This is a genomic window from Colwellia sp. 1_MG-2023 (assembly GCF_030546755.1).
GTDB lineage: Bacteria > Pseudomonadota > Gammaproteobacteria > Enterobacterales > Alteromonadaceae > Thalassotalea_H.
In genome coordinates this window covers 40,683-65,515 of record NZ_JAUOPE010000007.1, presented here as the reverse complement: position 1 = coordinate 65,515, position 24,833 = coordinate 40,683, and the positions used below count along the sequence as shown (strand labels likewise).

Genomic DNA, 24,833 nt, shown 5'->3' with positions numbered 1-24,833 from the left:
GTGATTAAGAGATTTTATGAGTATTGGAAAATTTATTGTAATTGAAGGGATTGAAGGGGCAGGAAAGTCTTCCGCTATTGAAGTGGTAAAAAATACCCTAGAAGAATTTCAACAAGCATATATTACCACACGAGAGCCGGGAGGAACTTTATTAGCGGAATCATTACGTGAAATAGTAAAGTCTGCAGATCATAATGAAACGGTCACTCAAGAAACCGAATTATTATTAATGTATGCGGCGCGTAGTCAATTATTAGCCAATCGAATTTTACCGGCATTAAATGAAGGTAAGTGGGTGGTAGGAGATAGGCATGATCTTTCTTCTAGAGCCTATCAAGGCGGTGGTCGCCAGTTTGATGATAAAATAATGAATATGATCGCCGAGATCACCCTAAAAGGTTTTAAACCTGACTTAACTTTATATCTTGATATCTCACCTGAGCAAGGTTTATCGCGTGCACAAGCAAGAGGTGCATTAGATAGAATAGAACAAGAAAAGATTGAATTTTTTCATCGCGTGCGTGATAAGTATTGTCAAATCGCCAATGCTGACGACAGTATCATCACAATTAATGCCGGTGAAGATATGGCAACTGTTCATCAAAATATAAAATCTCATGTAACAAACTTCATTAAAAGCACTTTGGAAAGTGATAAATGAAACCTTGGTTAGCCGACAATAAAGCTCATTTTATTGAGTTATTAAAACAACAAAGTTTACCCCATGCTTTGATTATATCTGGTGCGCATGGTGCTGGAAAATCAGAGTTAGCTCGCTGGTTATCGAATACCTTATTATGCCAAACTTTGCATACTGAGCCCTTGCAGAATCTTGAAGGGGTAGCTGACATTCCATGTCGTCAATGCAAGTCTTGTAATTTGTACCAGCAACAAACGCACCCTGATCATTTAAATATTGAATTAACCACTTCGAGTATTGGTGTTGATCAAATAAGAAATGTTAGTCGATTTTTTGAAAAAACCGCACAATTAGCAACGAATCAAGTGGTGATCATTGAAAATGCGGAGTCGATGACAGAGTCGGCAGCCAATGCCTTGTTAAAAACCTTAGAAGAGCCAACTAACAATAGTTTTATTATATTGTTAGTTAATGATGAACAACGTTTATTACCTACGATTATTAGTCGCTGTCGGCATATACAGCTTAAACCACCTACAGGAAATGAATTATTAAGCTATTTAGATAACGGCCATCTTAAAAAATTAAATCAAGATCCTTTTATTAATTTGACGCATTTATCTGAGCTTAGCGATAACCAACTTGCTCAACAATACCTAAAATTCAGCCAATGTTTTATTCGATTTTTAATCGATAAAAATCAAAGATTGTCATTGTTAGCGCAATTGAATGATAACGAAAATAGTATCAATTGGTTAGAAAGGGTTATCACGAATTTGATGAGGGCAGAAGCTAGTTGGCTAAGCCATGTTAATCTTGATGGTCTTTCAGATGATAACTTACTAGAATACTTAACAAGCAATAAAGAAAAACTTTGGCAAGTTTATTTATTAATCAAACAGTTTAATAAACAACGACTTACTTTAGTCCAATTAAATGCAGAATATAATGTAGAAAAATTGTTAGTGGATATTTGGATTACAATGAATGCAGTAGAGGAATAATATGGAACATTTGTACTTAGAGTTTGTCAACGACCGAGATTTATATCAATCTTATATGCCATTTGTAAAAAATGGTGGTTTATTTGTTAGAACGACAGAGCAATTTGAATTAGACGTTGATATAGAATTAGAAGTTTTGTTACCTGATTCATTAGAGCCGTCACAAATTATTGGTAAAGTTTGTTGGTTAACTCCTATTGGTGTGCAAAATGGTACTCCGGCGGGTATAGGTATAACCTTTGTTGAAGACCCAGATAATATGCGTAGTCAAATTGAAAAAGCCATTGGTCGTCTTCTTAATTCTTCTGATGCTACATTAACCATGTAATAACGCTTACCCGCTATTCATTTATTAAATCTAATTCATATATTATAGGAGTACTTCGTTGTACATAGATTCACATTGCCATTTAGATCGCCTTGATCTTACTTCGTTTGACAATAACTTAGATAATGTTATTACTGCAGCTCAAGCAGCTCAGGTAAACCAGTTATTATGTGTCAGTGTTACCTTGGAAGACTTTCCATCAATGGCAGAGCAAACAGCAAAATACGATAATGTGTTGTTGACTTGTGGCACACATCCCTTAAACCAAAGTGATGAAGTCGATCAAAACCTTTTGGCTGAACTATCAAAATCGCCAAGAGTAATTGCCATTGGTGAAACGGGTTTAGATTATTTTTATGCTCCAGAAACGAAAGCTGTGCAACTTGATTCATTTCGAAAACATATACGCGTTGCTAATCAACTTAATAAACCATTAATTATCCATACTCGTGATGCACAACAAGATACTCTTGATATTTTACGGGAAGAAAAGGCTGAAAATGTCAGTGGAATACTTCATTGTTTTACTGAAACATGGGAAATGGCAGAGCAAGCGATTGAAATGGGCTTTTATATTTCGTTTTCCGGTATTGTTACTTTTAAAAATGCCAGTGCTTTGCGTGAAGTCGCCAAAAAGGTGCCTGATGATAAAATTTTAATAGAGACAGACTCGCCTTATTTAGCACCAGTTCCCCATCGAGGTTCGCAAAACCAACCAGCTTATGTGGTTGAAGTCGCTAAACATTTAGCAAGCATTCGCGGACAATCTGTTGAGCATATCGCTAAAATATCAACGGAAAACTTCAAACGTCTTTTTAAATTAACGTAAGTAAATTTGTCCTTAGGTTTTCTTTGATGGTGGTAAAATTTTATCGGGATTAGCAATAAAAACAGCCCGAAACTACACCTAGTTTCGGGCTTAGGGGATGGCTCAAAAAGGAGATGAGCCGTGCGCTAATTAACAGGTTTTATTACTAAAACAATAGAAAGCTTGCGAGCATTATTGGTTAATAAACAATCTGTAAAGTTAATTGTAGTGCAAAGTTTACTAATTGCTAATTTTATTTTTAGTATTGTTTAATCTATTGATAAATAGGTGGTTTTAACTTTTGTATGACGTTATTGCCACATGATATCAACGGCTTTTATACTGCTAGTTCACAAGTTACTCACAGCTTTACCCAAAGGTGAGCCATTAAACTTTATTACTAACTAATTTTTTAACTAATTAGTTAGTTAATTATTTAAGTATGTAATTAACTATGCAATGATTGTGTTTTCATCTTAAATAATTAAAAGTTACCGTGTTAAATCGCCTTTGGATCAGTTTTTTTCTTATTGCCTTTATATGTGCACTTTATCAATGGTTAGTACTAGATCAGGTGCTAATTTTTGAACAGTTGCTTGCTTCACTTTTTGATATGTCAAAAGTAACCGTTGATATCGCGATTGGATTGATTGGAATTTTAAGTTTTTGGCTAGGGATGATGAAAGTGGCAGAGCATGCCGGGCTAATCGACAAATTATCGCGAGCTATTTCTCCTTTATTTAATAAATTAATGCCAGAAGTGCCTAAAGGACATCCCGCTATGGGCTCTATGACCATGAACCTTTCGGCGAATTTTTTAGGGCTAGATAATGCAGCAACGCCTTTAGGCTTAAAAGCAATGCAAGATTTGCAACAACTTAACCCTAAAAAGGATACCGCGAGTAATGCACAAATTTTATTTCTCGTGCTTAATACCTCTTCTGTTACTTTATTTCCTGTTGCCGTTTTTGTTTATCGTGCCCAACAAGGGGCGGTAAACCCTACTGATGTTTTTATTCCTATTATATTAGCTACATTCGCCTCTACAATGGCTGGCTTGTTCGCCGTTGCGACCATCCAGAAAATTAAACTGTATGATAAAGTTGTTTTACTGTACCTTTCTGCAGGTATTGCTTTAATTGGTGGATTAGCCGTATATTTTTCAACGTTAACAGCACAAGCCTTAGCACAGCAATCTTCTTTATTTGGTAATTTATTAATTTTTACCACATTGATTATTTTTATTCTTAGCGCCATGCGAAAGAAAGTTGATGTTTATAATAGCTTTATTGAAGGGGCGAAAGAAGGTTTCGAAACCAGTATTAAACTTATTCCTTACTTACTGGCAATGTTATGCGCGATTGGTGTTTTTAGAGCTAGTGGCGCGTTAGAGTTAATTGTCGACACTTTCAGGCAATTTATTATCTTTTTGGGTTTTGATAGTCGTTTTGTCGACGCATTACCAACGGCCTTCATGAAGCCGTTAAGTGGCTCAGGTGCACGAGCTATGATGATAGAAACTATGAATACTCATGGTGCAGACTCATTTGCCGGACGATTAGCTTCTATTGTTCAAGGCTCTACTGAAACTACGTTTTATGTACTTGCTGTATATTTCGGCTCGGTTGGTATTCGTTATAGCAGACATGCCATAGCGTGTGGCTTATTCGCTGATCTTGCCGGAATTTGTGCTGCAGTCAGTGTCTGTTATTGGTTTTTTGGCTAATAAATTTGCTTATATTCACTTATTAGTAGTTAGCTACTCATGCTTACCTATTTTTTAATCTATATATTGTCGACAATTTTTATGGTTAGTCCTTGACTATTTGGCTAATTACACTATTATCCTTGTAAATATTCGTAAGTGTCGACAATTATGGCGTTAGTTAATCCTACTCTACAAACTCCTGTTACCACCGCTGATAAAGTTTTTCAGCAAATGTTGCATGCGATCGTCGAAGGGCATATTGCTGCCGGCAGCAAAATTAGCGAGCCAGAGCTAGCTAAGCAATATCAAATCAGTCGCTCTACCCTCAGAGAAGCGCTTAATCGATTAGAAAAATGTCATTTAATTGAACGCAAACCAAATATTGGCTCAAAAGTTGTGGAGTGCACGATTGAAGGATTACTTGAGATTTATGTGGTTCGCGAATCGCTAGAAGGTATGGCATGTCGACAAGCCGCGATTTATATGACAGATCAAGAAATAAACGAGATGAAAGACATGTTAACGCAACATGCCAGTATGCAAGCACTTAAAGAAGGTACTGCTTATTATCAGGAAGAGGGGGATCTTGATTTTCATTATAAAGTTATTTTGGGCAGTCATAATCAACAATTGATCAATATTTTGTGCGGTCAGCTTTATCATTTAGTGCGAATGTATCGTTGTCAATTTGGCATGAATAGCCCAAGAGCAAGCAAAGCTTTTGATGAACATTCGCGCATTATTGAAGCGATTGCCGATAGAGATGGTGAACTTGCTGAAATGTTAATGAGACGTCATATCGCCGCATCACGTAAGAATATCGAAAATAAAATTGCTGAAAAACAGCAGCAAAATTAATTAACCAAAAGGACGTTTTTTATGTCTGTACGATTATCTCCAGGTGCTAAATTTAGACAAGCACTGCAAAATAATAAACCTTTACAAGTTGTTGGTACCATTAACGCTTATTGCGCAATGATGGCGGAACAATTAGGCCATCAGGCGATTTATTTATCTGGTGGCGGAGTTGCCAATGCTTCTTATGGTTTACCTGACTTAGGCATGACTTCATTAAACGATGTGATTGCTGATGTCCAACGTATTACATCTGCTTCAAGTTTACCGTTATTAGTTGATATTGATACTGGTTGGGGTGGCGCATTTAATATAGCTAAAACCATTCGAGATATGGAAAAAGCGGGTGCAGCAGCAGTGCATTTAGAAGATCAAGTAGCGCAAAAGCGGTGTGGTCATCGTCCGAACAAAGCGATAGTTTCCACTGAAGAAATGGTTGATCGCATCAAAGCTGCGGTTGATGCTCGTACTGATGCTGACTTTTTTATTATGGCTCGCACTGATGCTTTTGCTCAAGAAGGCCTTGAAGCAGCACTTGAACGTGCTAAAGCCTATGTACAAGCAGGTGCTGATGGCATTTTTGCTGAAGCCGTTAAAACTGAAGAGCATTATCGGGTATTTACTGAAAATCTAGATGTACCGGTTTTAGCAAATATTACGGAATTTGGCCAAACTGAATTGTGGAATAAAACACAATTAGGTGAATGGGGCTGCGCTATGGTGCTTTATCCATTATCAGCATTTAGAGCAATGAACAAAGCTGCTGAGTCTGTTTATAAAACTTTATTAGCCGATGGTGATCAAAAAGCAGAAATTGCCAATATGCAAACTCGTATGGATTTGTATGACTATCTTGGCTACCACGATTATGAACAAAAGTTAGATGCGTTATTTACTGAAGGTAAAAACAAATAATAAGTAATCACTGGTTACGTGTAACCGATAAAATTACAAGTAATAACGTATAAAAAATTAAGAATATGAGGAAGTTACAATGTCTAAAGAAAATTCAAATGATAAAAAATTATCCGGTGCAGGTTTGCGCGGTCAAAGTGCCGGCGAAACGAAACTATGTACAGTAGGTAAGTCTGGATCTGGCTTAACTTATTGTGGTTATGATGTTGCTGATTTAGCCGATAATGCCACTTTTGAAGAAGTTGCTTACTTACTTTTTAATGGTGAATTACCTAATGAAAAAGAGTTGGCAACATACAAAGCTGAGCTTGCTGCAATGCGAGATTTGCCACAAGCCTTAAAAGAAGTGTTACAGCGAATTCCAGCAGATGCTCATCCAATGGATGTAATGCGAACGGGATGTTCATTTTTAGGAAATTTAGAGCCAGAAAAAGACTTTACTGAGCAAAACCAAGCGGCAAATCGTTTGCTAGCCGCTTTTCCTGCCATTATGTGTTATTGGTATAAATTTAGTCACGATAATATCGAAATTGATTGTGTTACTGATGAAGAATCATTAGGAGGGCACTTTTTACGTTTGTTAAATCAAGCTAAACCTTCTGAGCAACATCGTCGTGTCATGGATGTGTCATTAATTTTATATGCAGAACATGAATTTAATGCATCTACTTTTACTGCTCGTGTTTGTGCATCAACGTTATCGGATATGTTTTCTTGTGTTACCGGCGCTATTGGCTCATTACGAGGGCCATTACATGGCGGCGCGAACGAAGCGGCGATGGATATGATACAAAAATTCAAATCTCCGGCTGACGCAAAAGAACAAATGGCAGGTATGTTAGCGCGAAAAGAAAAAATTATGGGCTTTGGTCATGCCATCTACCGTACGTCAGATCCACGTAACGTTATCATCAAACAGTGGTCAGAAAAGTTAGCGGCTGAAAATGGCGATACCTCTTTATATGATATCTCGGTAGCTTGTGAAGAATTTATGTGGGATAGCAAAAAGCTATTTTGTAATGCTGATTTTTTCCACGCCTCCACCTATAACTACATGGGCATACCAACTAAATTATTTACTCCTATTTTTGTGATGTCTAGATTAACCGGGTGGGCAGCACATGTGATGGAGCAACGAGCAAATAATCGTATTATTCGACCTTCAGCTGATTATACCGGCTCAGAGCCGCGTAAAGTGATGCCTATTTCTGAACGTTAATAAGACTTGATTTTTGTTCTGAACTTGTCGATAGAGGTTAATTTTCATAGGAAACTATGTGCAATTTTCCCATCTCAATTTCAAAACAATTTTCTTCGTCTAAAAATTAAAGTTTAAATAAAACGGATATCCGACAGATATTCGTTTTTATAAAATTTAGTGGATAAAATATGAATTACGATTATCGAAAACCTTTGCCAGGCTACAACCAAAATGGTGCGACGATAGATTTTTTTGATACCCGAGAAGCAATCGAAAATATCAAGCCGGGTGCATATAAAACTTTACCTTATACATCACGAGTATTAGCAGAGCAGTTAGTACGTAGATGCGCGCCAAACGACTTAACTGCTGCACTGCAACAAATTATAGAGAATAAACAAGATTTAGATTTTCCTTGGTATCCAGCGCGGGTTGTTTGTCACGATATTCTGGGCCAAACGGCCTTGGTTGATTTAGCCGGTTTACGTGATGCTATTGCTGATCAAGGTGGCGATCCTGCAAAAGTGAACCCTGTCGTGCCTACGCAATTAATTGTCGATCACTCATTGGCTGTAGAACACGGTGGTTTTGAACGTGATGCTTTTGATAAAAACCGCGCCATTGAAGATCGCCGCAATACTGATCGATTCCATTTTATCGAATGGACCAAAACCGCCTTTAAAAATGTCGATGTAATCCCTGCCGGAAACGGCATCATGCATCAAATAAATTTAGAAAAAATGTCACCTGTTATTCAATCAAGGGATGGTGTTGCTTTTCCAGATACGTGTGTTGGTACGGATTCTCATACACCACATGTTGACGCTCTAGGTGTTATCGCTATTGGTGTTGGTGGTCTTGAGGCAGAAACCGTAATGTTAGGTCGGCCATCAATGATGCGATTACCAGATATTATCGGGGTTAAACTCATTGGTAAAAGACAAGCAGGTATCACAGCTACTGATATCGTTTTAGCGATCACTGAGTTTTTACGTAATGAAAAAGTCGTGTCAAGTTATCTAGAATTTTTTGGTGAAGGAACGGTTGATTTAACCATAGGTGACCGAGCCACTATTTCAAACATGACACCTGAGTACGGTGCTTCTGCTGGCATGTTTTATATTGATCAGCAAACCATAGACTACTTAACATTGACTGGACGAGAGCCAGAGCAAGTGGCTTTAGTTGAAACTTATGCTAAACATACAGGGCTTTGGGCTGATGATTTAAAAGAGGCTCAATATAAACGCGTGCTAACCTTTGATTTATCGACGGTAGGGCGTAATATGGCAGGTCCATCAAATCCTCACCGACGTTTAGCGACTGCTGATTTAGCTTCTAAAGAAATTGCTAAAAATCTAGAGCACTGTAAGCAACAAGAAGCGGCGGGCGAAATGCCTGACGGCGCTGTGATCATCGCGGCTATTACCTCTTGTACGAATACCTCTAACCCGCGCAATGTCGTTGCGGCGGGACTTATTGCCAAACGAGCAAATGAATTAGGTTTACTGAGAAAACCTTGGGTTAAATCATCTTTTGCACCGGGTTCTAAAGTCGCAAAACTATATTTAGAAGAAGCCGGCCTGCTAGAGGAAATGGAAAAACTAGGCTTTGGTATAGTGGGCTATGCCTGTACCACATGTAATGGTATGTCTGGCGCTTTAGATCCCAAAATACAACAAGAAGTTATCGATCGTGACTTGTACGCAACGGCCGTATTATCTGGTAATCGTAATTTTGATGGACGTATTCATCCATACGCAAAACAAGCCTTTTTAGCATCACCACCATTAGTGGTCGCGTATGCCATTGCCGGCACTATGCGTTTTGATATTGAAAAAGACGTCTTAGGACAAGATCAACAAGGTAATGATGTTACCTTAAAAGATATTTGGCCCTCTGATGAAGCCATTGATGCAATTGTTTCTTCGTGTGTCAAGCCTGAACAGTTTAAGAAAATATATACGCCGATGTTTGATCTAGGCGCATTTGAACCTGCAGAGAGTCCATTATATAACTGGGATGAAAAAAGCACGTATATCCGCCGTCCTCCTTATTGGGATACCGAAGGTCAAGGTGCGCTTGCCGGAGAGAGGACCATGAAAGGGATGCGACCATTAGCAGTATTGGGTGACAATATTACTACGGATCATTTATCGCCCTCTAATGCTATTCAACTTAACAGTGCGGCTGGTGCTTATTTAGCTAAAATGGGCTTGCCTGAAGCTGATTTTAACTCTTACGCCACGCATCGAGGTGACCATTTAACAGCGCAGCGTGCAACGTTTGCAAATCCTAAATTATTTAATGAAATGTGTCAGGATGAAAATGGCACAGTTATTCAAGGTTCGTTAGCACGTATTGAACCTGAAGGTACACAGAGTCGGATGTGGGAAGCGATTGAAACATATATGGATCGTAAACAACCATTGATTATTATCGCAGGTGCTGATTATGGCCAAGGTTCATCACGTGATTGGGCTGCTAAAGGGGTGTGGTTAGCCGGAGTGGAAGTGATTGTTGCCGAAGGTTTTGAACGTATTCACAGAACTAACCTTATTGGCATGGGAGTTTTACCGCTTGAATTTCTTCAAGGCGAAACGCGTCATACTTACCAAATTGATGGTAGTGAAACGTTTGATGTTAAAGGTGAAACCTCACCAGGTGGTAATATGACCGTTAAAATGACACGTCAAAAAGGTGAGCGCGCAGGGGAAGTAATAGAAATAACAACCAAGTGTCGCTTAGATACTGCAGAGGAAGTTATTGTTCATGCCGCAGGCGGGGTATTACAGAAATTCGCTACCGACTTCTTGGAGTCTAATGTTTAAGCTGCTATTTTCGTCGTTAACTTTGTTAGGAGTGCTCATGTACACTTGTATATTCCGCGCTCCTGCCTTGTTATCAATAAAAATATCTAGCTTAACCATCAAACTCATAATGAAATAAATATATGTAAAGCGACTCTGGTCGCCTTTTTAAATTAAATGAAAATGAGAAATATATATGTCATTTCCTCCTCAAGTTAAAATTCCCGCAACTTATATGCGTGGTGGTACATCCAAAGGGGTGTTTTTTAATTTAACTGATTTACCAAAGCGTTGTCAGGTTGCTGGGAGTGCACGCGATAATATGCTTTTACGCGTCATTGGCTCACCCGATCCATATGGTAAACAAACTGATGGAATGGGGGGCGCGACATCAAGCACTTCAAAAACGGTGATTTTATCGAAAAGTGACATGCCTGAACACGACGTTGATTATTTATTTGGTCAAGTAGCCATTGATAAAGCGTTTGTCGATTGGTCTGGAAATTGCGGTAACCTTAGTGCAGCGGTTGGATCTTTTGCGATCAATTCAGGCTTAGTCAATCGTTCACGTATTCCCGAAAATGGCGTGTGTACTGTGCGTATTTGGCAGAAAAATATTGCAAAAACTATTATCGCACATGTACCCATTGTTAACGGCGAAGTACAAGAAACGGGGGATTTTAAACTTGATGGCGTCACTTTCCCTGCAGCAGAAGTCCCCGTTGAATTTATCTCGCCTGTTGACCCTTCTGAAGCTATGTTTCCAACAGGAAATGTTAAGGATGTTCTACAGGTGCCAGCCTCAGGTGGATACGATAGCATTGAACTTGAAGTGACGATGATAAGTGCTGGTATTCCTACAATCTTTATTAACGCTGAAGACATCGGTTATCAGGGCACTGAATTACAAGATGCTATTAATAATGATGAAATGGCGTTAGATCGTTTTGAAGTGATCCGCGCACATGGTGCACTTAAAATGGGGTTAATATCGGATATTTCTCAAGCTGCTGAACGTCAACATACCCCGAAAATCGCCTTTGTATCTTCGGCAAAAAAGTATACAACCTCGAGTGGTAAATACATTCAAGCTGATGAAATAGATTTAAATGTTCGTGCGCTTTCAATGGGAAAACTCCATCATGCGATGATGGGTACTGCTGCAGTTGCTATTGGCGCAGCAGCGGCAATTCCGGGCACAATAGTTGCCCTTGCCGCGAGTAAAAATGAAAAGCAAGAAGCCATTGAATCTGTCACATTTGGCCATCCATCAGGCGTATTAAAAGTAGGGGCCAAAGCCAGTAAAATTGATGGTCATTGGATTGTTGATAAAGCCATGATGAGCCGTAGTGCACGTATATTAATGGAAGGTTGGGTGCGTATCCCTGGAGATTCATTTTAAACGCTCACTTATTAATCGCCGCCTCTTACTCTTAAAAACTTAACTTAAATGAAGTCCCATTTTTTATAAAAATTATGGGGCTTTTTATTTGCATGAAAAAGGTAAATTGTTAAGCTGAACTTATTAATAATGCTTGTTGTCAGATGATTAAAGGTGAATTGAATACCCATTCACCTCATTTATTTTTGTAGGAGTGAAAATGTTTAAACGATTAGTCACCATTGGTTTGTTATTCATATTGCCTAACGTCAATGCTTTTGAGGGGATTGAAGTTACCGGTAAAGCGTCTGTGATGGCAATTCCTGATGTATTCTCATTAACAATTAGTATTAAAGAGAGAGGAAAAAGTGCTAACAAAACGAAAACGATAGTGGATGATAAAAGTGCTAACATTGTAAAAATGTTTATAAAACGTGGCATAAACGAAGAGAGTATCGATTCTTCACAAGTCCATATGTTTCCCATTTATGAAAAACCTTCGATAACATTTGAACAGCAAGAGCTACATAAACGGATTAACCCTCAAGAGAAAATAACATTATCTGGTAAAAGTTCACATCAAGATAACACCCGCCGCTTAACGCAGTTTGAAGTGAGTAGAACTATTAGTATTTCTTTTAAACAATTATCGCTTTACGACCAAATACTTGATGATTTAGTTAAACTAGGGGTAAGCCAAATTTCTCCCGTTGAAATGTCAATGGAAAATTCTGAGAAATTGTATCAACAAGCTTTATCTCAAGCTATTGATAAAGCGAAACAAAAAGCAAGTGATATCGCAAAGCAAGCCGGTGTTAAATTAGGTGGTCTTTTATCTTTAAAAGAATCGGGATATTATTCACCGATGCGATTTACTATGGCTAGTGAGGCAAAATCTAGTTTTAGTACGCAAGTCACCAAAAAAGCCGTTTCTGCTCAAGTTATCGCCATTTATGCCATAGATGATTAGATAATCTGTCTATTTAGGAATATATCTGCCATAAAGCTTTAATTTAGCGTATTATCGCGGTATGTTATGGCCATTTTGAAAATAGTGAATTATTTCTATGCTTAAAACTGATTTTTATGCTCAGTTAACACAGCAAACTAACGCTATTATTGGTGATGAAAAAGATATCATTGCTAATATGGCTAATATTAGTGCGTTACTTTTTGACGCTTTGGATAAAGTGAATTGGGTCGGTTTTTATCGGGTTTTTGGCCAAGAGCTTGTTTTAGGGCCGTTTCAAGGTAAAATTGCTTGTATTAGGATCCCCGTAGGTAAAGGGGTTTGTGGTACAGCGGTTTCAGAAAACAAAACTCAACGTATTGCCGATGTACATCAGTTTTCAGGACATATAGCTTGTGATGCGGCAAGTAATTCTGAAATCGTTATCCCAGTTGTAGTGAAAAATAAAATTATTGCTGTGTTAGACATCGACAGTGTAGCGTTTGATCGTTTTGATGAAGATGATCAACAAGGCCTAGAAGCAATTGTTGAAATTTTTGCACAATCAGTTGATAAAACACAAGAGTCGTAATCATGAAAGAATTTGTTGTTATTCATGATTATCTGGTTTCAGAAGCCGTTGTTGGTGACTGGGATGGTCAGGAAGAGTTAGTCGCAGAAAATCTTAATGAGATTTATCATACTTTGTATGATTATGCAGAAGAAGACATTGAACCTGAGGTATTAAGTGAATTACTAGCTTTGGTTTGGGAAAACTGGATAGGGCAAGATGCTTTAGCCGAAATTGAAAGTTCAGATATTAGTGACTGGTGTCAAAACCTGCTTGCTAATCGTGATCAGTATTTAACAGAGTAATTTAATAGAAAGTTGTATTATGGAAACTAAAACAGAAAGTGAAACACCTGTAGAAACTGCAGTAGAAACAGAAGCTCAGGTTGAGGCTAATACTAAACGCACCAGTACTAAAGAAATTATCGCTTATTTAGCGGAAAAATTTCCTGCATGTTTTTCAATCGAAGGTGCTGCTAAACCACTTAAAATAGGTATCTTCCAAGATCTTGCTGAACAGTTAACTGATGACGATACGGTAAGTAAAACACGTTTACGTCAAGCGCTTCGTCATTACACAAGTAGCTGGCGCTACTTAAAAGCTATTAAATTAGGTGCATTTCGTGTAGATATTAATGGCGAACAAGCGGCTGAAATTGATCAAGAACAAGCAGATTATGCGGCTAAAACGTTAAAAGAAAGCCAAGAAAAATTTGGTAACAAAAATTATAAAGACAATAATGGTAAAAAAACTTATAAAGGTAAAAAGCCTGAAAATAAAGACGCACAGTTAAAGTCAGGCGATAAAAGCAAGGTAAAAGATAAAGCTAAGTTTAAAGCTGTAAAGTCAACTAACCGTGCACAATCTAAAGTAACAGTTAAACTTAAACCTGTAGAGTCAAGTGCAGTAACTGTAGGTAAAGCAGTTAAAGTTCAATTAGGAAATTCGCCAATTGATGCTGTTATTACTGAAGTTTCGGGCAATGAAGTGAGTGTGCAACTTAATTCTGGAATGGTTGTCAAAACTCAAGTCAAAAATATTTTCACTGAATAATTTATGGAGTAGCAAGCATGCAAAAAATTTGTCGTATCGCACTTGCCGTATCGTTATCGCTAACCTCTGTTAGCCTATTTGCTTTATCAAATGCTGACAAATCAACACCTTTGCCGATTTTAGCACCTGAAGGTCAGCATGCTGCTTCTAGTAAAAGAATTACTGCACAATTTACCCGTGCTCATTATAAAACTGTTCAGATGGATGATGTTTTATCTGAACAGATTTTTGATCGTTATATCAAACAACTCGATTACAATCGTAATGTCTTTTTAGCTTCTGATATTAAGGGGTTTGAAAAATATCGTTTAGATTTTGATAGCGTTATTGCTCGTGGAAAACTTGATGTCGCTTATGATATTTATAATTTAAATATGCAACGTCGATTAGAGCGTTATGAATACGCGCTAACCTTATTAGAAAAGCCTTTCGATTTCACCAAAGAAGAAACTTATACCTATGATCGCGAAAATGCTGATTGGCCAGTTTCTGAGGTTGAGTTAAATGAATTATGGCGATTAAAAGTTAAATATGATGCGCTAAATTTAACGCTAGCGGGTAAAGAATGGGAAAAAGTTCAAGAAGTATTAGGAAAGCGTTATCGCTATGCCATAAAACGTTTAAAACAAAGTGAAAGTGAAGACGTTTTTCAAATCGTGATGAATAGTTTTGCTCGTGTGGTTGAACCTCATACTTCGTACTTATCCCCAAGAAATGCTGAACGATTCCAGATGGATATGAATTTATCACTTGAGGGAATTGGCGCAGTTTTAAGAGCAGAAGAAGATTATACGGTCATTCAAAGCATTGTTACGGGTGGCCCAGCAGATAAATCTAAAGCGTTAAAGCCAAAAGATCGTATTGTTGGTGTTTCTCAAGGTGAAGAAAAATTTGAAGATGTGATCGGTTGGCGGTTAGATGACGTCGTTGATTTAATCAAAGGGCCAAAAGGTAGTAAAGTTCGCCTGCAAGTTCTTTCTGGTGAAGAAATTGATGAATCTAGCATAAAAGTCGTATCAATTATCCGTGATAAAATTATTTTAGAAGATAGGGCTGCCAAGTCTGAGGTATTCTATGAGAAGCCTGGAGATGAAAGCAGTAAAAAATTAGGAGTTATTAATATTCCTAGTTTTTACAATAACTTATCTAGAGATGTTAAAAAAGAAATTGATAAGTTAAAAGAACAAGATATTGAAGGGATCATTATCGATTTACGCGGTAATGGTGGTGGTTCTTTAACTGAATCTACGTTGTTGACAGGCTTATTTATTGATAAAGGCCCTGTGTCACAAGTAAGAGATGGTGCGAATCGAATTTCAGTGAACCGTGATAAAGACGGTGTAAGTTATTATGACGGTCCTTTAACTGTGATGGTTGATCGTTATAGTGCATCAGCTTCAGAAATATTCTCTGCCGCTATTCAAGATTATGGACGAGGTGTCATCGTCGGTGAACATACTTTTGGTAAAGGAACTGTTCAACAACACCGTCCTCTTGGACGTGTTTATGATTTGTACGATAAGCCTTTAGGAAGTATTCAATACACTATTGCAAAGTTTTATCGTATTAACGGTGGCAGTACTCAACACCGTGGTGTATTGCCTGATATTGAATTCCCATCAGCGATCGACCCACAAGATTGGGGAGAAAGCAAAGAGGAGAATGCATTACCTTGGGATCAAGTACCTAAAGCTCCTTATGCACGGTTAAAAAATATTGCGACTGATGTTGAGTATTTAACTTCTTTACATCGAGAAAGAATTAAAACCAACACTGAGTTTAATTACCTTCTTGATGATATTAAGGAATATAAAGCCGAGAAAGATAATAAAACTATATCATTAAACTTAGCTGAACGAAAAGCTAAAGCCGATGAGAGAAAAGCTAAACAATTAGTGCGAGTGAATGAACGTTTATCTGCCATGGGTAAAGAACCTGTTACATCATTAGATGATTTACCCGATGAGCTTGATGAATTAGATCCCTTTTTAACGGAAACAGCTAAAATTACCTTTGATTTGGTATCACTTGGCAAAGTGGCTAAAAAATAATAAACAAACCTGTTTTAAAACCGCCTTTAACGGCGGTTTTTTTATTTATAAATATTTTTAATCAATATTGGTGAATAGTTATTAATTTTTACTGTAAATTTTCTTGTTCAATAATTGTTCGTTTACAATAAAGTTCTTGCAACCCTAGGCAAGTCAAGGCATGTTATGACCCGTTACACTTAAAACTATTATAATAAAACTACTTGTATTAAGGTTAAACGCATTTATGTCAATTGAAAATCAAAGTAAAGCACCTAGTTTTTTTGATGCTTTAATTCCTCTTCTTTCATTAATCTTCATGTTAGCAGCGTCCGTTAGTTATTTCGCTGATAACTCATCCTATGGTCCAAATCAAATAGCCTTGTTGTTTGCTATGGGAATTGCGATTGTCATAGGACTAAAAAATGGCTATAGCTGGGCATCTATCGAGAAAGCGATTGTTCGTGGAATATCCATTTCTTTGGGAGCTGTTTTAATTTTATTAACTGTCGGGGCGTTAATTGGCACATGGTTGTTATCTGGAACGGTACCAACCATGATTTATTTTGGTTTACAAATTATTGACCCAAGTTGGTTCTATGCCGCTGCTTGTTTGGTGTGTGGTATTGTTGCGATGAGTATAGGCAGTTCGTGGACAACCGCTGCCACGATAGGGGTTGCGTTTATTGGTATTGCTAATGGCTTCGAAATGTCTAGTGCGATAACGGCAGGTGCCGTTATTTCAGGGGCATATTTTGGTGATAAATTATCTCCTTTATCAGAGACTACTAATTTAGCACCTGCGGTTGCAGGCAGTGAATTATTTGCCCATATTCGTTATATGTTATGGACCACTATTCCCTCAATAAGTATCGCTCTTACTTTATTTCTTATTATCGGTTTTAATCATTCAGCGGCGGGAGAAGTTAATGCTGCTACTATCGAAACGCTCAGTAATACCTTGCTATCGACCTATAATATTTCAGTGTTAAATTTAATTCCATTAGTAATTTTACTCGGTCTAGCTTACAAAAAAGTGCCCGCTTTTCCTGCCGTTGCAGTTGGTGCCATTATTGGTGCTATTTGGGCCGCAATTTTTCAACAAGATCTAATTTTAACTATGGTTGAAGATGGTGTGAGTCAATCAACGGCAAATATCACGGTGATATGGACCGCTTTTTTTGACGGTGTGGTAGTTGAAACCGGCAACAGTGAAATTGATGAGCTTTTAAGTCGTGGTGGTATGTCAAGCATGTTAAATACCATATGGCTTGTGATTTGTGCGTTAAGTTTTGGTGCTGTATTAGAGCATTTAGGAATGTTGAGAAAGTTTGTTGAATCTATTTTGGCAGCAGCCAAATCTACAGGTAGTTTAATTGCCAGTACTGTGGCGACGTGTATCGGCACTAACTTAATCACAGCTGATCAATATATGGCAATCGTCATGCCTGGTAGAATGTACAAAGAAGAATACGAACGACGTGGCTTACATCCAACAGTGTTAAGTAGAACTTTGGAAGATTCAGGTACCATCACTTCACCGCTTATTCCATGGAATACGTGTGGTGCATTTATGTTTGGCGCCTTGGCTTTGACTTCTTATGAGTATATATTTTATTGTTTTTTCAACCTAATTAACCCAATTATGGCTATTATTTATGGTTATGTAGGCTTTAAAATTAAAAAGATTACCGATGAGAATTAAAGGAAGGTGAGCTGAAAGTTTGAATTCGGATATTGCTTGATAATCAATAGCCATCATTTTAAAAATATAAATTAAATAATCATTCATTTTTAAGCCTGTTCACAGCAGGCTTTTTTCATTATGCGATTTTGTTTATGTGACAAAGCATGGCAAAATATAAGTAATATTTTTACTAGGATCTCTTTATGACAGATAACGCAGCACGAATATTAGCGGATTATCAAGCTAGCGACTTTGCCATTTCTAATGTAAACCTTACGTTTGAACTCGCTGATAATGCAACAATCGTGACTAATGAAATGAAAATTTCACGAGTGAATAACGCTAATACCGATTTAGTGTTAAATGGTGAGCATTTAACATTATTGTCAGTGTCTATTGATGGAGAAACGTTAAATAAAGATCAGTATCAAGTGACGGATGAATTGTTAACTATCGAAAAAGTAAAATCCAATTTTACTTTGATTGTGGTCACCGAAGTGAATCCGGAAGACAATACTTCACTTGAAGGCTTATTTAAATCAGGCGGTGCTTTTTGTACTCAATGTGAAGCCGAAGGGTTTAGACGCATTAGCTATTATTTAGATCGTCCAGATGTGATGGCTAAATTTACCACCAAAATCATCGCAGATAAAAACAACTATCCTTTTTTACTTTCAAATGGCAATAAAATCGCCGAGGGTGATCTGCCCAATAATATGCATTTTGTTACTTGGCAAGATCCTTTCTTGAAGCCTTGTTATTTATTTGCTCTGGTGGCGGGGGATTTTGATTTACTCGTAGATACTTTCAAAACAAGTTCTGGCAAAGACGTTGCTTTAGAGATTTTTGTCGATAGAGGCAATTTATTTAAAGCACATCATGCCATGGAATCGCTGAAAAAGTCGATGCAATGGGACGAAGAAACGTTTGGCTTAGAATACGACTTGGATATTTATATGATAGTCGCGGTCGACTTTTTTAATATGGGCGCGATGGAAAACAAAGGACTGAATGTTTTTAATAGTAAATTTGTTTTAGCGGATCAAAAAAGTGCGACAGATACTGATTATTTTAATATAGAAGCCGTCATTGCTCATGAATATTTTCATAATTGGACGGGGAATCGTGTTACTTGTCGAGATTGGTTTCAGTTAAGCCTAAAGGAAGGGCTAACAGTATTTAGAGATCAACAATTTAGTGCTGATATGCATTCAGCCGCAGTTGCTCGAATACAAAATGTTCGAGTACTTCGTGCTCATCAATTTGCTGAAGATGCGGGGCCAATGGCTCATCCCATTCGCCCTGAAAAAGTTGTCGAAATGAACAACTTTTATACATTAACCGTTTATGAAAAGGGTGCGGAAGTGATCCGTATGATCCATACGTTATTAGGTAAAGATAACTTTCGAAAAGGCATGGATTTATATTTTAAGCGTTTTGATGGTATGGCTGTCACTTGTGACGATTTTGTTGATGCTATGGCTGACGCTTCAGGTGTTAACTTACAACAGTTTAAACATTGGTATAGTCAATCAGGTACTCCTGAATTAACGGTGGTTGAAAGCTATGATGAAACGAGCAATAAGTTTTACCTTACCGTTAAACAAATAAATAAGCCAAGTAAAGTACAGCCTGAAAAAACAGATTTACATATTCCGATTAAAATAGAGTTAATTAATGGAAAGCAAAAAGAGCAGCATTGCTTAGCATTAACTAAAAATGAACAAACTTGGCAATTTAACAACTTTAAATCTAAACCGATTGTGGCATTTTTATCTGATTTTAGTGCGCCGGTAAAAGTTAACTTTCAACAAGACAATGATGAATTAGAAACCTTAATGGTTGATGCCAGTGATGCCTTTAATCGCTGGGATGCTGGACAAAGCTTATTGACGGGGTATATTTTAACTTTAATGAATGATAGTGAATTTGCTTTACCTCAAAAATTGATCACAGCTTTTGCTAAGATTTTAACTTCGGATAGCGACCCTGCATTAAAAGCTGAACAAATTACACTGCCAAGTTTTGATGAGCTGCTTGAGCAAGCTAACAAAGCCGATCCTATTGTTTTACTTAATGCTATCAAACAAGTGAAAGTGTTTTTAGCAACAGGACTTAACACACAATTTTTAGACATCTATCAAACTCATTACGAAAAGAGTTATAGTAACGATAGTCTTTCGATAGGTGAAAGGGCGCTTAAAAACAAGTGCTTTTCTTATTTATCAGAAGTGGCTGAGCATCAAAGTCTTATTACTAAGCATTATGAAAAGTCAGATAATATGACAGATACTTTAGCGGCTTTATCCGCTTGTGCAAAAGTAGAGCATAGTGATTTTTCAATGTTAATGGCTGATTTTGAGCAACAATGGTACGAAACGCCGCTAGTGATGGATAAGTGGTTTACGATACAAGCGAGTTTAGCGAGTGAAGAAATATTTACTCATTTAGATAAACTACTGTCACACCCTTTATTTACTTTGAAAAACCCCAATCGAGCACGTGCTTTAATTGGAGCATTTGCTCACCAAAACCCAAGGTATTTTCATTGTATTAGCGGTAGGGGCTATCAATTTTTAACAATGCAATTAAAGCAACTTAATGAAATTAACCCGCAAGTAGCTTCTAGGCTAATTACCCCTTTAATTCAATTTGATCGTTTTGATGATGAAAGACAATTATTGATGAAAGAGCAATTAGCAGAATTAGCCTTGTTGCCAAATCTTTCCAAAGATTTAAAAGAGAAGTTGGATGCTGCTTTAAAGATATAAGTTTATGGACTATTTTTTTTCTATTAATATTTCTACAGCTGACTTTTTACCTTATTACCAAGGAAAAATACAAGACATTGTTGTAACAACTACGCAAGGAAAAACAGTGCAGTTTCCGGCAATGCATTTAAGAAAATTTTTAATTCCAACAGGGATAAAAGGTTTTTTTTGCTTAAAAACAAAAAATAATAAGTTTCTTTCATTAGAAAAGTTAGCTTGATTAGAGTTAATGCTTTAAACAGTGGTCAGACCATCTTGCGGGTATTTATAACTAAGTTGATAACTGCTTAGAATCATTAGTGCGCATAAAGCTTTCAATAAAACTCTTCAAAAAATACAGCCGTTTTAAACGAGTGTTTTAAACGGCTTTTTTTATTTGTGCTAATATTGTGTGCAAGTCATTAAAATACAGTCTCTTAACAATCGTTTTTATCGCTTGATTAGCCCCAAAAATGATGCAATTATTGTTTTATACTACTATATTGAATCTAGTGTCTGGTTGATGAGTAGGGTTTGACCTTGCTGATCAGCGTAATGTAGAAAGATTATAAATATAACAATAATAACTGTTTCGGGTCTGGGGAGAGAGTAATGAAACAAAGCTCAATCAAAAGGTTTACAAAAAAACCATTGGTTATTGGTGTTGCTGCGGCATTAATGTGCTCAACAACTTCGCAAGTGTTTGCAGCTAATTTTGAATTAGGGAATTTTGATATTCGCTTTGATTCAACATTTTCTGTAGGAGCAAGTTGGCGAGTTGAAGATAGAAATTGGGGGGATACAGTTGGTAAATCAAATAATCCTAATAATGGTTTTGATTTTTCTAACTATCATCCTTCGTTAAATGCTAATCCAAATAATGCTGTTATCTGGCAAGGTGAAGGTTCTTACTCGAATAACGGTGATTCAGGTAATTTAAATTATGATGCGGGAGAAACTTTCTCACGATTATTTAAAGGCACTCATGAACTAGATATTCGAAATGATAATATGGGGCTCTTCCTACGTGGTATGTATTTTTACGATATGGAAATGTCTGACTCAGATCGAGCTTGGTCAAGCCCTCTCACAGGTAAGGTAAATGATCCATGTCGTGACGATACTGCATCAGAACAATTATGTAGTGATGTTCGTTTATTAGATGCTTATTTTTATGGTGACTTTGATTTAGGTGAAATGCCTTTCTCCGTTAGAATTGGTCAACAAGTTATTGGTTGGGGTGAAAGTACCTTAATTTCACACGGTATTAGTGAAATTAACCCTGTTGATATTTCTCGATTAAAAGCACCAGGCTCTGAGCTAACTGAAGCATTTATTCCATTTGGTGCTGTTTGGGCATCTTTAGGTGTAACAGAAAACTTCAACGTTGAAATGTTCTATCAATATCAATGGGAAAAAACTATTTTACCGGCACCAGGAAGTTACTTTTCTACCAATGATTTTGCCGGTGATGGTGGTCATTATAATAACGTTCAGTTAGGCTTTACGGGCAATCCTGATATGGATTTAGACTTTTTAATTGAGAGTTTAAATGACTTTAGAAATGACACCTTAGGTAAGTTAGGCGCCGCAGGCGGTGATCCAGCGCTATCTGGTGCGGTATTAGCGCAAGCAGGTGCTGATTATGTCGGGGCTTTCCCAACGAAATTAACGCTTAGACAAATGGATGCCGAAAATGAGCCAGAAGATGGTGGTCAATATGGTTTACGTTTATCTTGGTATTTACCTGAGCTAAATGAAACTGAAATCAGTTTATATCATATTAACTATCACAGCCGTCGACCAGTATTTTCTGGCATAACCGCTGATTTTAGTAAAGCAGGCCAAGATTTAGGTGCTATTTTAGCTGCACCAATTACCGAAGAAAATTACACAGACTTAGCTTCTTTCTCTCGTGTTGAACTTGATTATGCTGAAGATATTAAACTTTATGCGTTAAGTTTTAATACCACTATGGCAGGTACAGCCTTTGCGGGTGAAGTGACTTTTAGGCAAGATGAACCTTTACAAATTGATGATGTTGAATTGTTATTCGCTGCTATGCCTCAACAACTTGCTAATGCAGGCTTACGTCCTGATTTAGATGGCATATCTCAAATGCCTGTCTTTGGTTTAGGTCAAAAAGCTGATGGATTTATATTATCTGATACACTTCAAGCACAAATGACGATGACGCGTTTTTGGGGACCATCATTAGGTGCCAGTCAATTAACAACGTTACTTGAAGTGGGTGGAATTAATATTCAAGATATGCCAGATGAAGATGTTTTAAGACTGAATGGTCCTGGAACAGCAAGAAGTGGTGGGTTATCAGGTAATAAAGAGGGCTTAGCTTTAGGTCTGCAAAATGGTGTTGAAACCAACCCATTCCCAGATGATTTTGCATGGGGTTATCGATTTGTTACTAAACTTGATTATAGCAATGTATTTGCTGGTGTGAATATGTCTCCTCGCATTGTTTTATCGCACGATGTAAGTGGTATTACACCTGATCCATTATTTTTATTTGTTGAAGATAGAAAATCGATTTCTGCTGCGATATCGTTTGATTATCAAAGTCGTTGGTCTGCAGATATCGCTTATAACAGTTTCTGGGGCGGCGTAGGCACAACGAACCAAATGTCAGATCGCGACTATGTATCTTTCAATGTAAAATATTCTTTATAAGGCTTTAAAAAATGAAAAAAATTACCTTATTATCATTAGCGATTGGTTTTACTCTTTCAAGTGTTGCTAATGCTAAAGTTGATGAACAACAGGTTAAGAGATTATCGGGTGAATTAACGGCAATGGGCGCGGTTCGTGCTGCTAATGCTGACGGAAGTATTCCTGCATGGACAGGTGGTATCACAGAGCTACCTGCAGGGTATGTGGCTGGTACACACCATTTAGATCCGTTTCCTAACGATAAAATTGAATTTACTATTACTTCGGCTAATGTTGAACAATATAAGAGCGTACTTACCCCAGGACAAATTAAGTTATTTGAAACATATCCTGACACGTACAAAATGAACGTATATCAAACAAGACGTTCGGCATCCTTTCCTGAGCATGTATATCAAGCATCAATTGATAACGCTGGTCGTGCGGAATTGATTCAAGATGGTAATGGTATAACGCAATCAGCCGTTGGTGTACCATTTCCTATTCCTCAAAATGGTTTAGAAGCTATTTGGAACCATATTTTACGTTATCGTGGTGAAGCATTAACAAGACAAGCAGGGCAAGCAACGCCAACTGCCTCAGGTGATTTTACCTACATCGGTTTTGATGAAGAGCTTATGCTTCCTTATGGGGTGAAAGGCGCGTCTCCTGAAACCTTGGAAGAAAGTAATATTCTGTTTAAGTTCAAGCAGAAAGTTACAGAGCCTTCAAAATTGGTTGGTACGGCACTATTAGTTCATGAAACCATGGATCAAATAAAAACACCTCGCCAAGCTTGGATTTACAATAAAGGTATTCGAAGAGCGCAAAAAGCACCAACAGTAGCGTATGATGCCCCAGGTACAGCAGCAGATGGTTTAAGAACAACTGATGACTTTGATATGTTTAATGGTGCGCCGAATCGCTACACTTGGACGTTAAAAGGTAAACAAGAGCTATATATCCCATATAATGATTACCGTTTACATAGTGATAAAGTAACTTATGATGAAATTATCCAAGCAGGTCATATAAACCCTGACCTTGTTCGTTATGAGAAACATCGTGTTTGGGTTGTTGAAGCAAATTTGAAATCTGATACACGTCATACTTATAAAAAACGTGTGTTTTATATTGATGAAGATAGCTGGCAAATTGCGGTTACCGATATTTATGATGATCGTGATGAGTTATATCGTGTAGGTGTTGCTCATGGTTTAAATTATTATGAAGTACCAACGCAATGGTCAACACTAGATGTATTTCATGATTTCCAATCAAAACGTTATATTGCTATTGGTTTAGATAATGAAAACAAAATGTATGATTTTTCAGCTAAACTAAAAGATATACAGTTTACATCTAGAGCTTTACAGCGTGATAATCGCTAATTAAAACTGATTAGTGACTACAAAGGGCTGGCTAAGTGTCAGCCTTTTTTATATTGTTAAATTTTACATTTGAGGTAAATCGTTC

20 protein-coding genes are annotated in these 24,833 nt (G+C 37.3%); all 20 read left to right on the top strand.

What is annotated here, in order from left to right; translation table 11 throughout:
- Positions 1 to 16 precede the first annotated feature (16 nt).
- The 20 genes from tmk (at position 17) to Q4493_RS09650 (ending at position 24,748) form a co-directional block, all read left to right on the top strand.
- Complete coding sequence (gene tmk, locus Q4493_RS09745) at positions 17 to 661, top strand: dTMP kinase (protein WP_303452034.1); 645 nt, start codon at positions 17 to 19, stop codon at positions 659 to 661.
- A complete protein-coding gene (gene holB, locus Q4493_RS09740; RefSeq protein WP_303452032.1) occupies positions 658 to 1,644 on the top strand; it encodes a DNA polymerase III subunit delta' in 987 nt (328 codons plus the stop codon). Before tmk ends, holB begins: the two co-directional genes overlap by 4 nt.
- Position 1,645: 1 nt before the next feature.
- Complete coding sequence (locus tag Q4493_RS09735; protein ID WP_303452030.1) at positions 1,646 to 1,972, top strand: PilZ domain-containing protein; 327 nt, start codon at positions 1,646 to 1,648, stop codon at positions 1,970 to 1,972.
- 58 nt (positions 1,973 to 2,030) lie between these two features.
- Positions 2,031 to 2,801, top strand: a complete 771-nt coding sequence (locus Q4493_RS09730) for a TatD family hydrolase (RefSeq protein ID WP_303452028.1) — start codon at positions 2,031 to 2,033, stop codon at positions 2,799 to 2,801.
- Positions 2,802 to 3,276: 475 nt separating this feature from the next.
- Complete coding sequence (locus tag Q4493_RS09725) at positions 3,277 to 4,506, top strand: nucleoside recognition domain-containing protein (RefSeq protein ID WP_303452026.1); 1,230 nt, start codon at positions 3,277 to 3,279, stop codon at positions 4,504 to 4,506.
- Between the two features lie 150 nt (positions 4,507 to 4,656).
- Positions 4,657 to 5,346 (top strand): GntR family transcriptional regulator, encoded by a 690-nt coding sequence (locus Q4493_RS09720; protein ID WP_303452024.1) that lies wholly within the window; start codon positions 4,657 to 4,659, stop codon positions 5,344 to 5,346.
- A 21-nt stretch (positions 5,347 to 5,367) separates the two neighbouring features.
- Entirely contained in the window at positions 5,368 to 6,258 is an 891-nt protein-coding gene (gene prpB / locus Q4493_RS09715; RefSeq protein ID WP_303452022.1) for a methylisocitrate lyase, read from the top strand.
- A 79-nt stretch (positions 6,259 to 6,337) separates the two neighbouring features.
- Entirely contained in the window at positions 6,338 to 7,477 is a 1,140-nt protein-coding gene (gene prpC / locus Q4493_RS09710; RefSeq protein WP_303452020.1) for a 2-methylcitrate synthase, read from the top strand.
- A gap of 170 nt (positions 7,478 to 7,647) precedes the next feature.
- Positions 7,648 to 10,290 carry a Fe/S-dependent 2-methylisocitrate dehydratase AcnD gene (acnD, locus tag Q4493_RS09705; protein ID WP_303452018.1) on the top strand — a complete coding sequence of 881 codons (2,643 nt, stop codon included), beginning with the start codon at positions 7,648 to 7,650 and terminating at the stop codon, positions 10,288 to 10,290.
- 175 nt (positions 10,291 to 10,465) lie between these two features.
- Complete coding sequence (prpF, locus tag Q4493_RS09700) at positions 10,466 to 11,671, top strand: 2-methylaconitate cis-trans isomerase PrpF (protein ID WP_303452016.1); 1,206 nt, start codon at positions 10,466 to 10,468, stop codon at positions 11,669 to 11,671.
- Between the two features lie 199 nt (positions 11,672 to 11,870).
- Positions 11,871 to 12,620, top strand: coding sequence for an SIMPL domain-containing protein (locus tag Q4493_RS09695; protein WP_303452014.1), 750 nt, complete (start codon positions 11,871 to 11,873; stop codon positions 12,618 to 12,620).
- A 97-nt stretch (positions 12,621 to 12,717) separates the two neighbouring features.
- Positions 12,718 to 13,191, top strand: coding sequence for a GAF domain-containing protein (locus tag Q4493_RS09690; RefSeq protein ID WP_303452012.1), 474 nt, complete (start codon positions 12,718 to 12,720; stop codon positions 13,189 to 13,191).
- Between the two features lie 2 nt (positions 13,192 to 13,193).
- The gene (locus Q4493_RS09685; RefSeq protein ID WP_303452010.1) at positions 13,194 to 13,475 is read left to right on the top strand and encodes a hypothetical protein; all 282 of its coding nucleotides are present in this window, start codon (positions 13,194 to 13,196) and stop codon (positions 13,473 to 13,475) included.
- A gap of 19 nt (positions 13,476 to 13,494) precedes the next feature.
- Complete coding sequence (gene proQ / locus Q4493_RS09680) at positions 13,495 to 14,223, top strand: RNA chaperone ProQ (RefSeq protein ID WP_303452008.1); 729 nt, start codon at positions 13,495 to 13,497, stop codon at positions 14,221 to 14,223.
- Between the two features lie 17 nt (positions 14,224 to 14,240).
- On the top strand, positions 14,241 to 16,274 hold the full coding sequence (gene prc / locus Q4493_RS09675) for a carboxy terminal-processing peptidase (RefSeq protein ID WP_303452006.1): 2,034 nt from the start codon (positions 14,241 to 14,243) through the stop codon (positions 16,272 to 16,274).
- A 226-nt stretch (positions 16,275 to 16,500) separates the two neighbouring features.
- A complete protein-coding gene (gene nhaC / locus Q4493_RS09670; RefSeq protein ID WP_303452004.1) occupies positions 16,501 to 17,958 on the top strand; it encodes a Na+/H+ antiporter NhaC in 1,458 nt (485 codons plus the stop codon).
- 185 nt (positions 17,959 to 18,143) lie between these two features.
- Positions 18,144 to 20,711 (top strand): aminopeptidase N, encoded by a 2,568-nt coding sequence (gene pepN, locus Q4493_RS09665; protein WP_303452002.1) that lies wholly within the window; start codon positions 18,144 to 18,146, stop codon positions 20,709 to 20,711.
- A 4-nt stretch (positions 20,712 to 20,715) separates the two neighbouring features.
- Positions 20,716 to 20,931, top strand: coding sequence for a DUF2835 domain-containing protein (locus Q4493_RS09660; RefSeq protein ID WP_303452000.1), 216 nt, complete (start codon positions 20,716 to 20,718; stop codon positions 20,929 to 20,931).
- A 371-nt stretch (positions 20,932 to 21,302) separates the two neighbouring features.
- Positions 21,303 to 23,378, top strand: a complete 2,076-nt coding sequence (locus Q4493_RS09655; protein WP_303451998.1) for a DUF1302 domain-containing protein — start codon at positions 21,303 to 21,305, stop codon at positions 23,376 to 23,378.
- A gap of 11 nt (positions 23,379 to 23,389) precedes the next feature.
- Positions 23,390 to 24,748 (top strand): DUF1329 domain-containing protein, encoded by a 1,359-nt coding sequence (locus tag Q4493_RS09650; protein WP_303451996.1) that lies wholly within the window; start codon positions 23,390 to 23,392, stop codon positions 24,746 to 24,748.
- The last annotated feature ends 85 nt before the right edge of the window (positions 24,749 to 24,833 follow it).

Excerpts from the sequence above, each read along its gene's own strand:
- acnD (WP_303452018.1), top strand. The coding sequence starts at position 7,648 with ATGAATTACGATTATCGAAAACCTTTGCCAGGCTACAACCAAAATGGT.
- Q4493_RS09735 (WP_303452030.1), top strand. The coding sequence starts at position 1,646 with ATGGAACATTTGTACTTAGAGTTTGTCAACGACCGAGATTTATATCAA.
- prpC (WP_303452020.1), top strand. The coding sequence starts at position 6,338 with ATGTCTAAAGAAAATTCAAATGATAAAAAATTATCCGGTGCAGGTTTG.
- nhaC (WP_303452004.1), top strand. The coding sequence starts at position 16,501 with ATGTCAATTGAAAATCAAAGTAAAGCACCTAGTTTTTTTGATGCTTTA.
- prpB (WP_303452022.1), top strand. The coding sequence starts at position 5,368 with ATGTCTGTACGATTATCTCCAGGTGCTAAATTTAGACAAGCACTGCAA.
- holB (WP_303452032.1), top strand. The coding sequence starts at position 658 with ATGAAACCTTGGTTAGCCGACAATAAAGCTCATTTTATTGAGTTATTA.
- Q4493_RS09695 (WP_303452014.1), top strand. The coding sequence starts at position 11,871 with ATGTTTAAACGATTAGTCACCATTGGTTTGTTATTCATATTGCCTAAC.
- Q4493_RS09685 (WP_303452010.1), top strand. The coding sequence starts at position 13,194 with ATGAAAGAATTTGTTGTTATTCATGATTATCTGGTTTCAGAAGCCGTT.
- prc (WP_303452006.1), top strand. The coding sequence starts at position 14,241 with ATGCAAAAAATTTGTCGTATCGCACTTGCCGTATCGTTATCGCTAACC.
- tmk (WP_303452034.1), top strand. The coding sequence starts at position 17 with ATGAGTATTGGAAAATTTATTGTAATTGAAGGGATTGAAGGGGCAGGA.
- proQ (WP_303452008.1), top strand. The coding sequence starts at position 13,495 with ATGGAAACTAAAACAGAAAGTGAAACACCTGTAGAAACTGCAGTAGAA.
- Q4493_RS09650 (WP_303451996.1), top strand. The coding sequence starts at position 23,390 with ATGAAAAAAATTACCTTATTATCATTAGCGATTGGTTTTACTCTTTCA.
- Q4493_RS09690 (WP_303452012.1), top strand. The coding sequence starts at position 12,718 with ATGCTTAAAACTGATTTTTATGCTCAGTTAACACAGCAAACTAACGCT.
- pepN (WP_303452002.1), top strand. The coding sequence starts at position 18,144 with ATGACAGATAACGCAGCACGAATATTAGCGGATTATCAAGCTAGCGAC.
- Q4493_RS09655 (WP_303451998.1), top strand. The coding sequence starts at position 21,303 with ATGAAACAAAGCTCAATCAAAAGGTTTACAAAAAAACCATTGGTTATT.
- prpF (WP_303452016.1), top strand. The coding sequence starts at position 10,466 with ATGTCATTTCCTCCTCAAGTTAAAATTCCCGCAACTTATATGCGTGGT.
- Q4493_RS09720 (WP_303452024.1), top strand. The coding sequence starts at position 4,657 with ATGGCGTTAGTTAATCCTACTCTACAAACTCCTGTTACCACCGCTGAT.
- Q4493_RS09660 (WP_303452000.1), top strand. The coding sequence starts at position 20,716 with ATGGACTATTTTTTTTCTATTAATATTTCTACAGCTGACTTTTTACCT.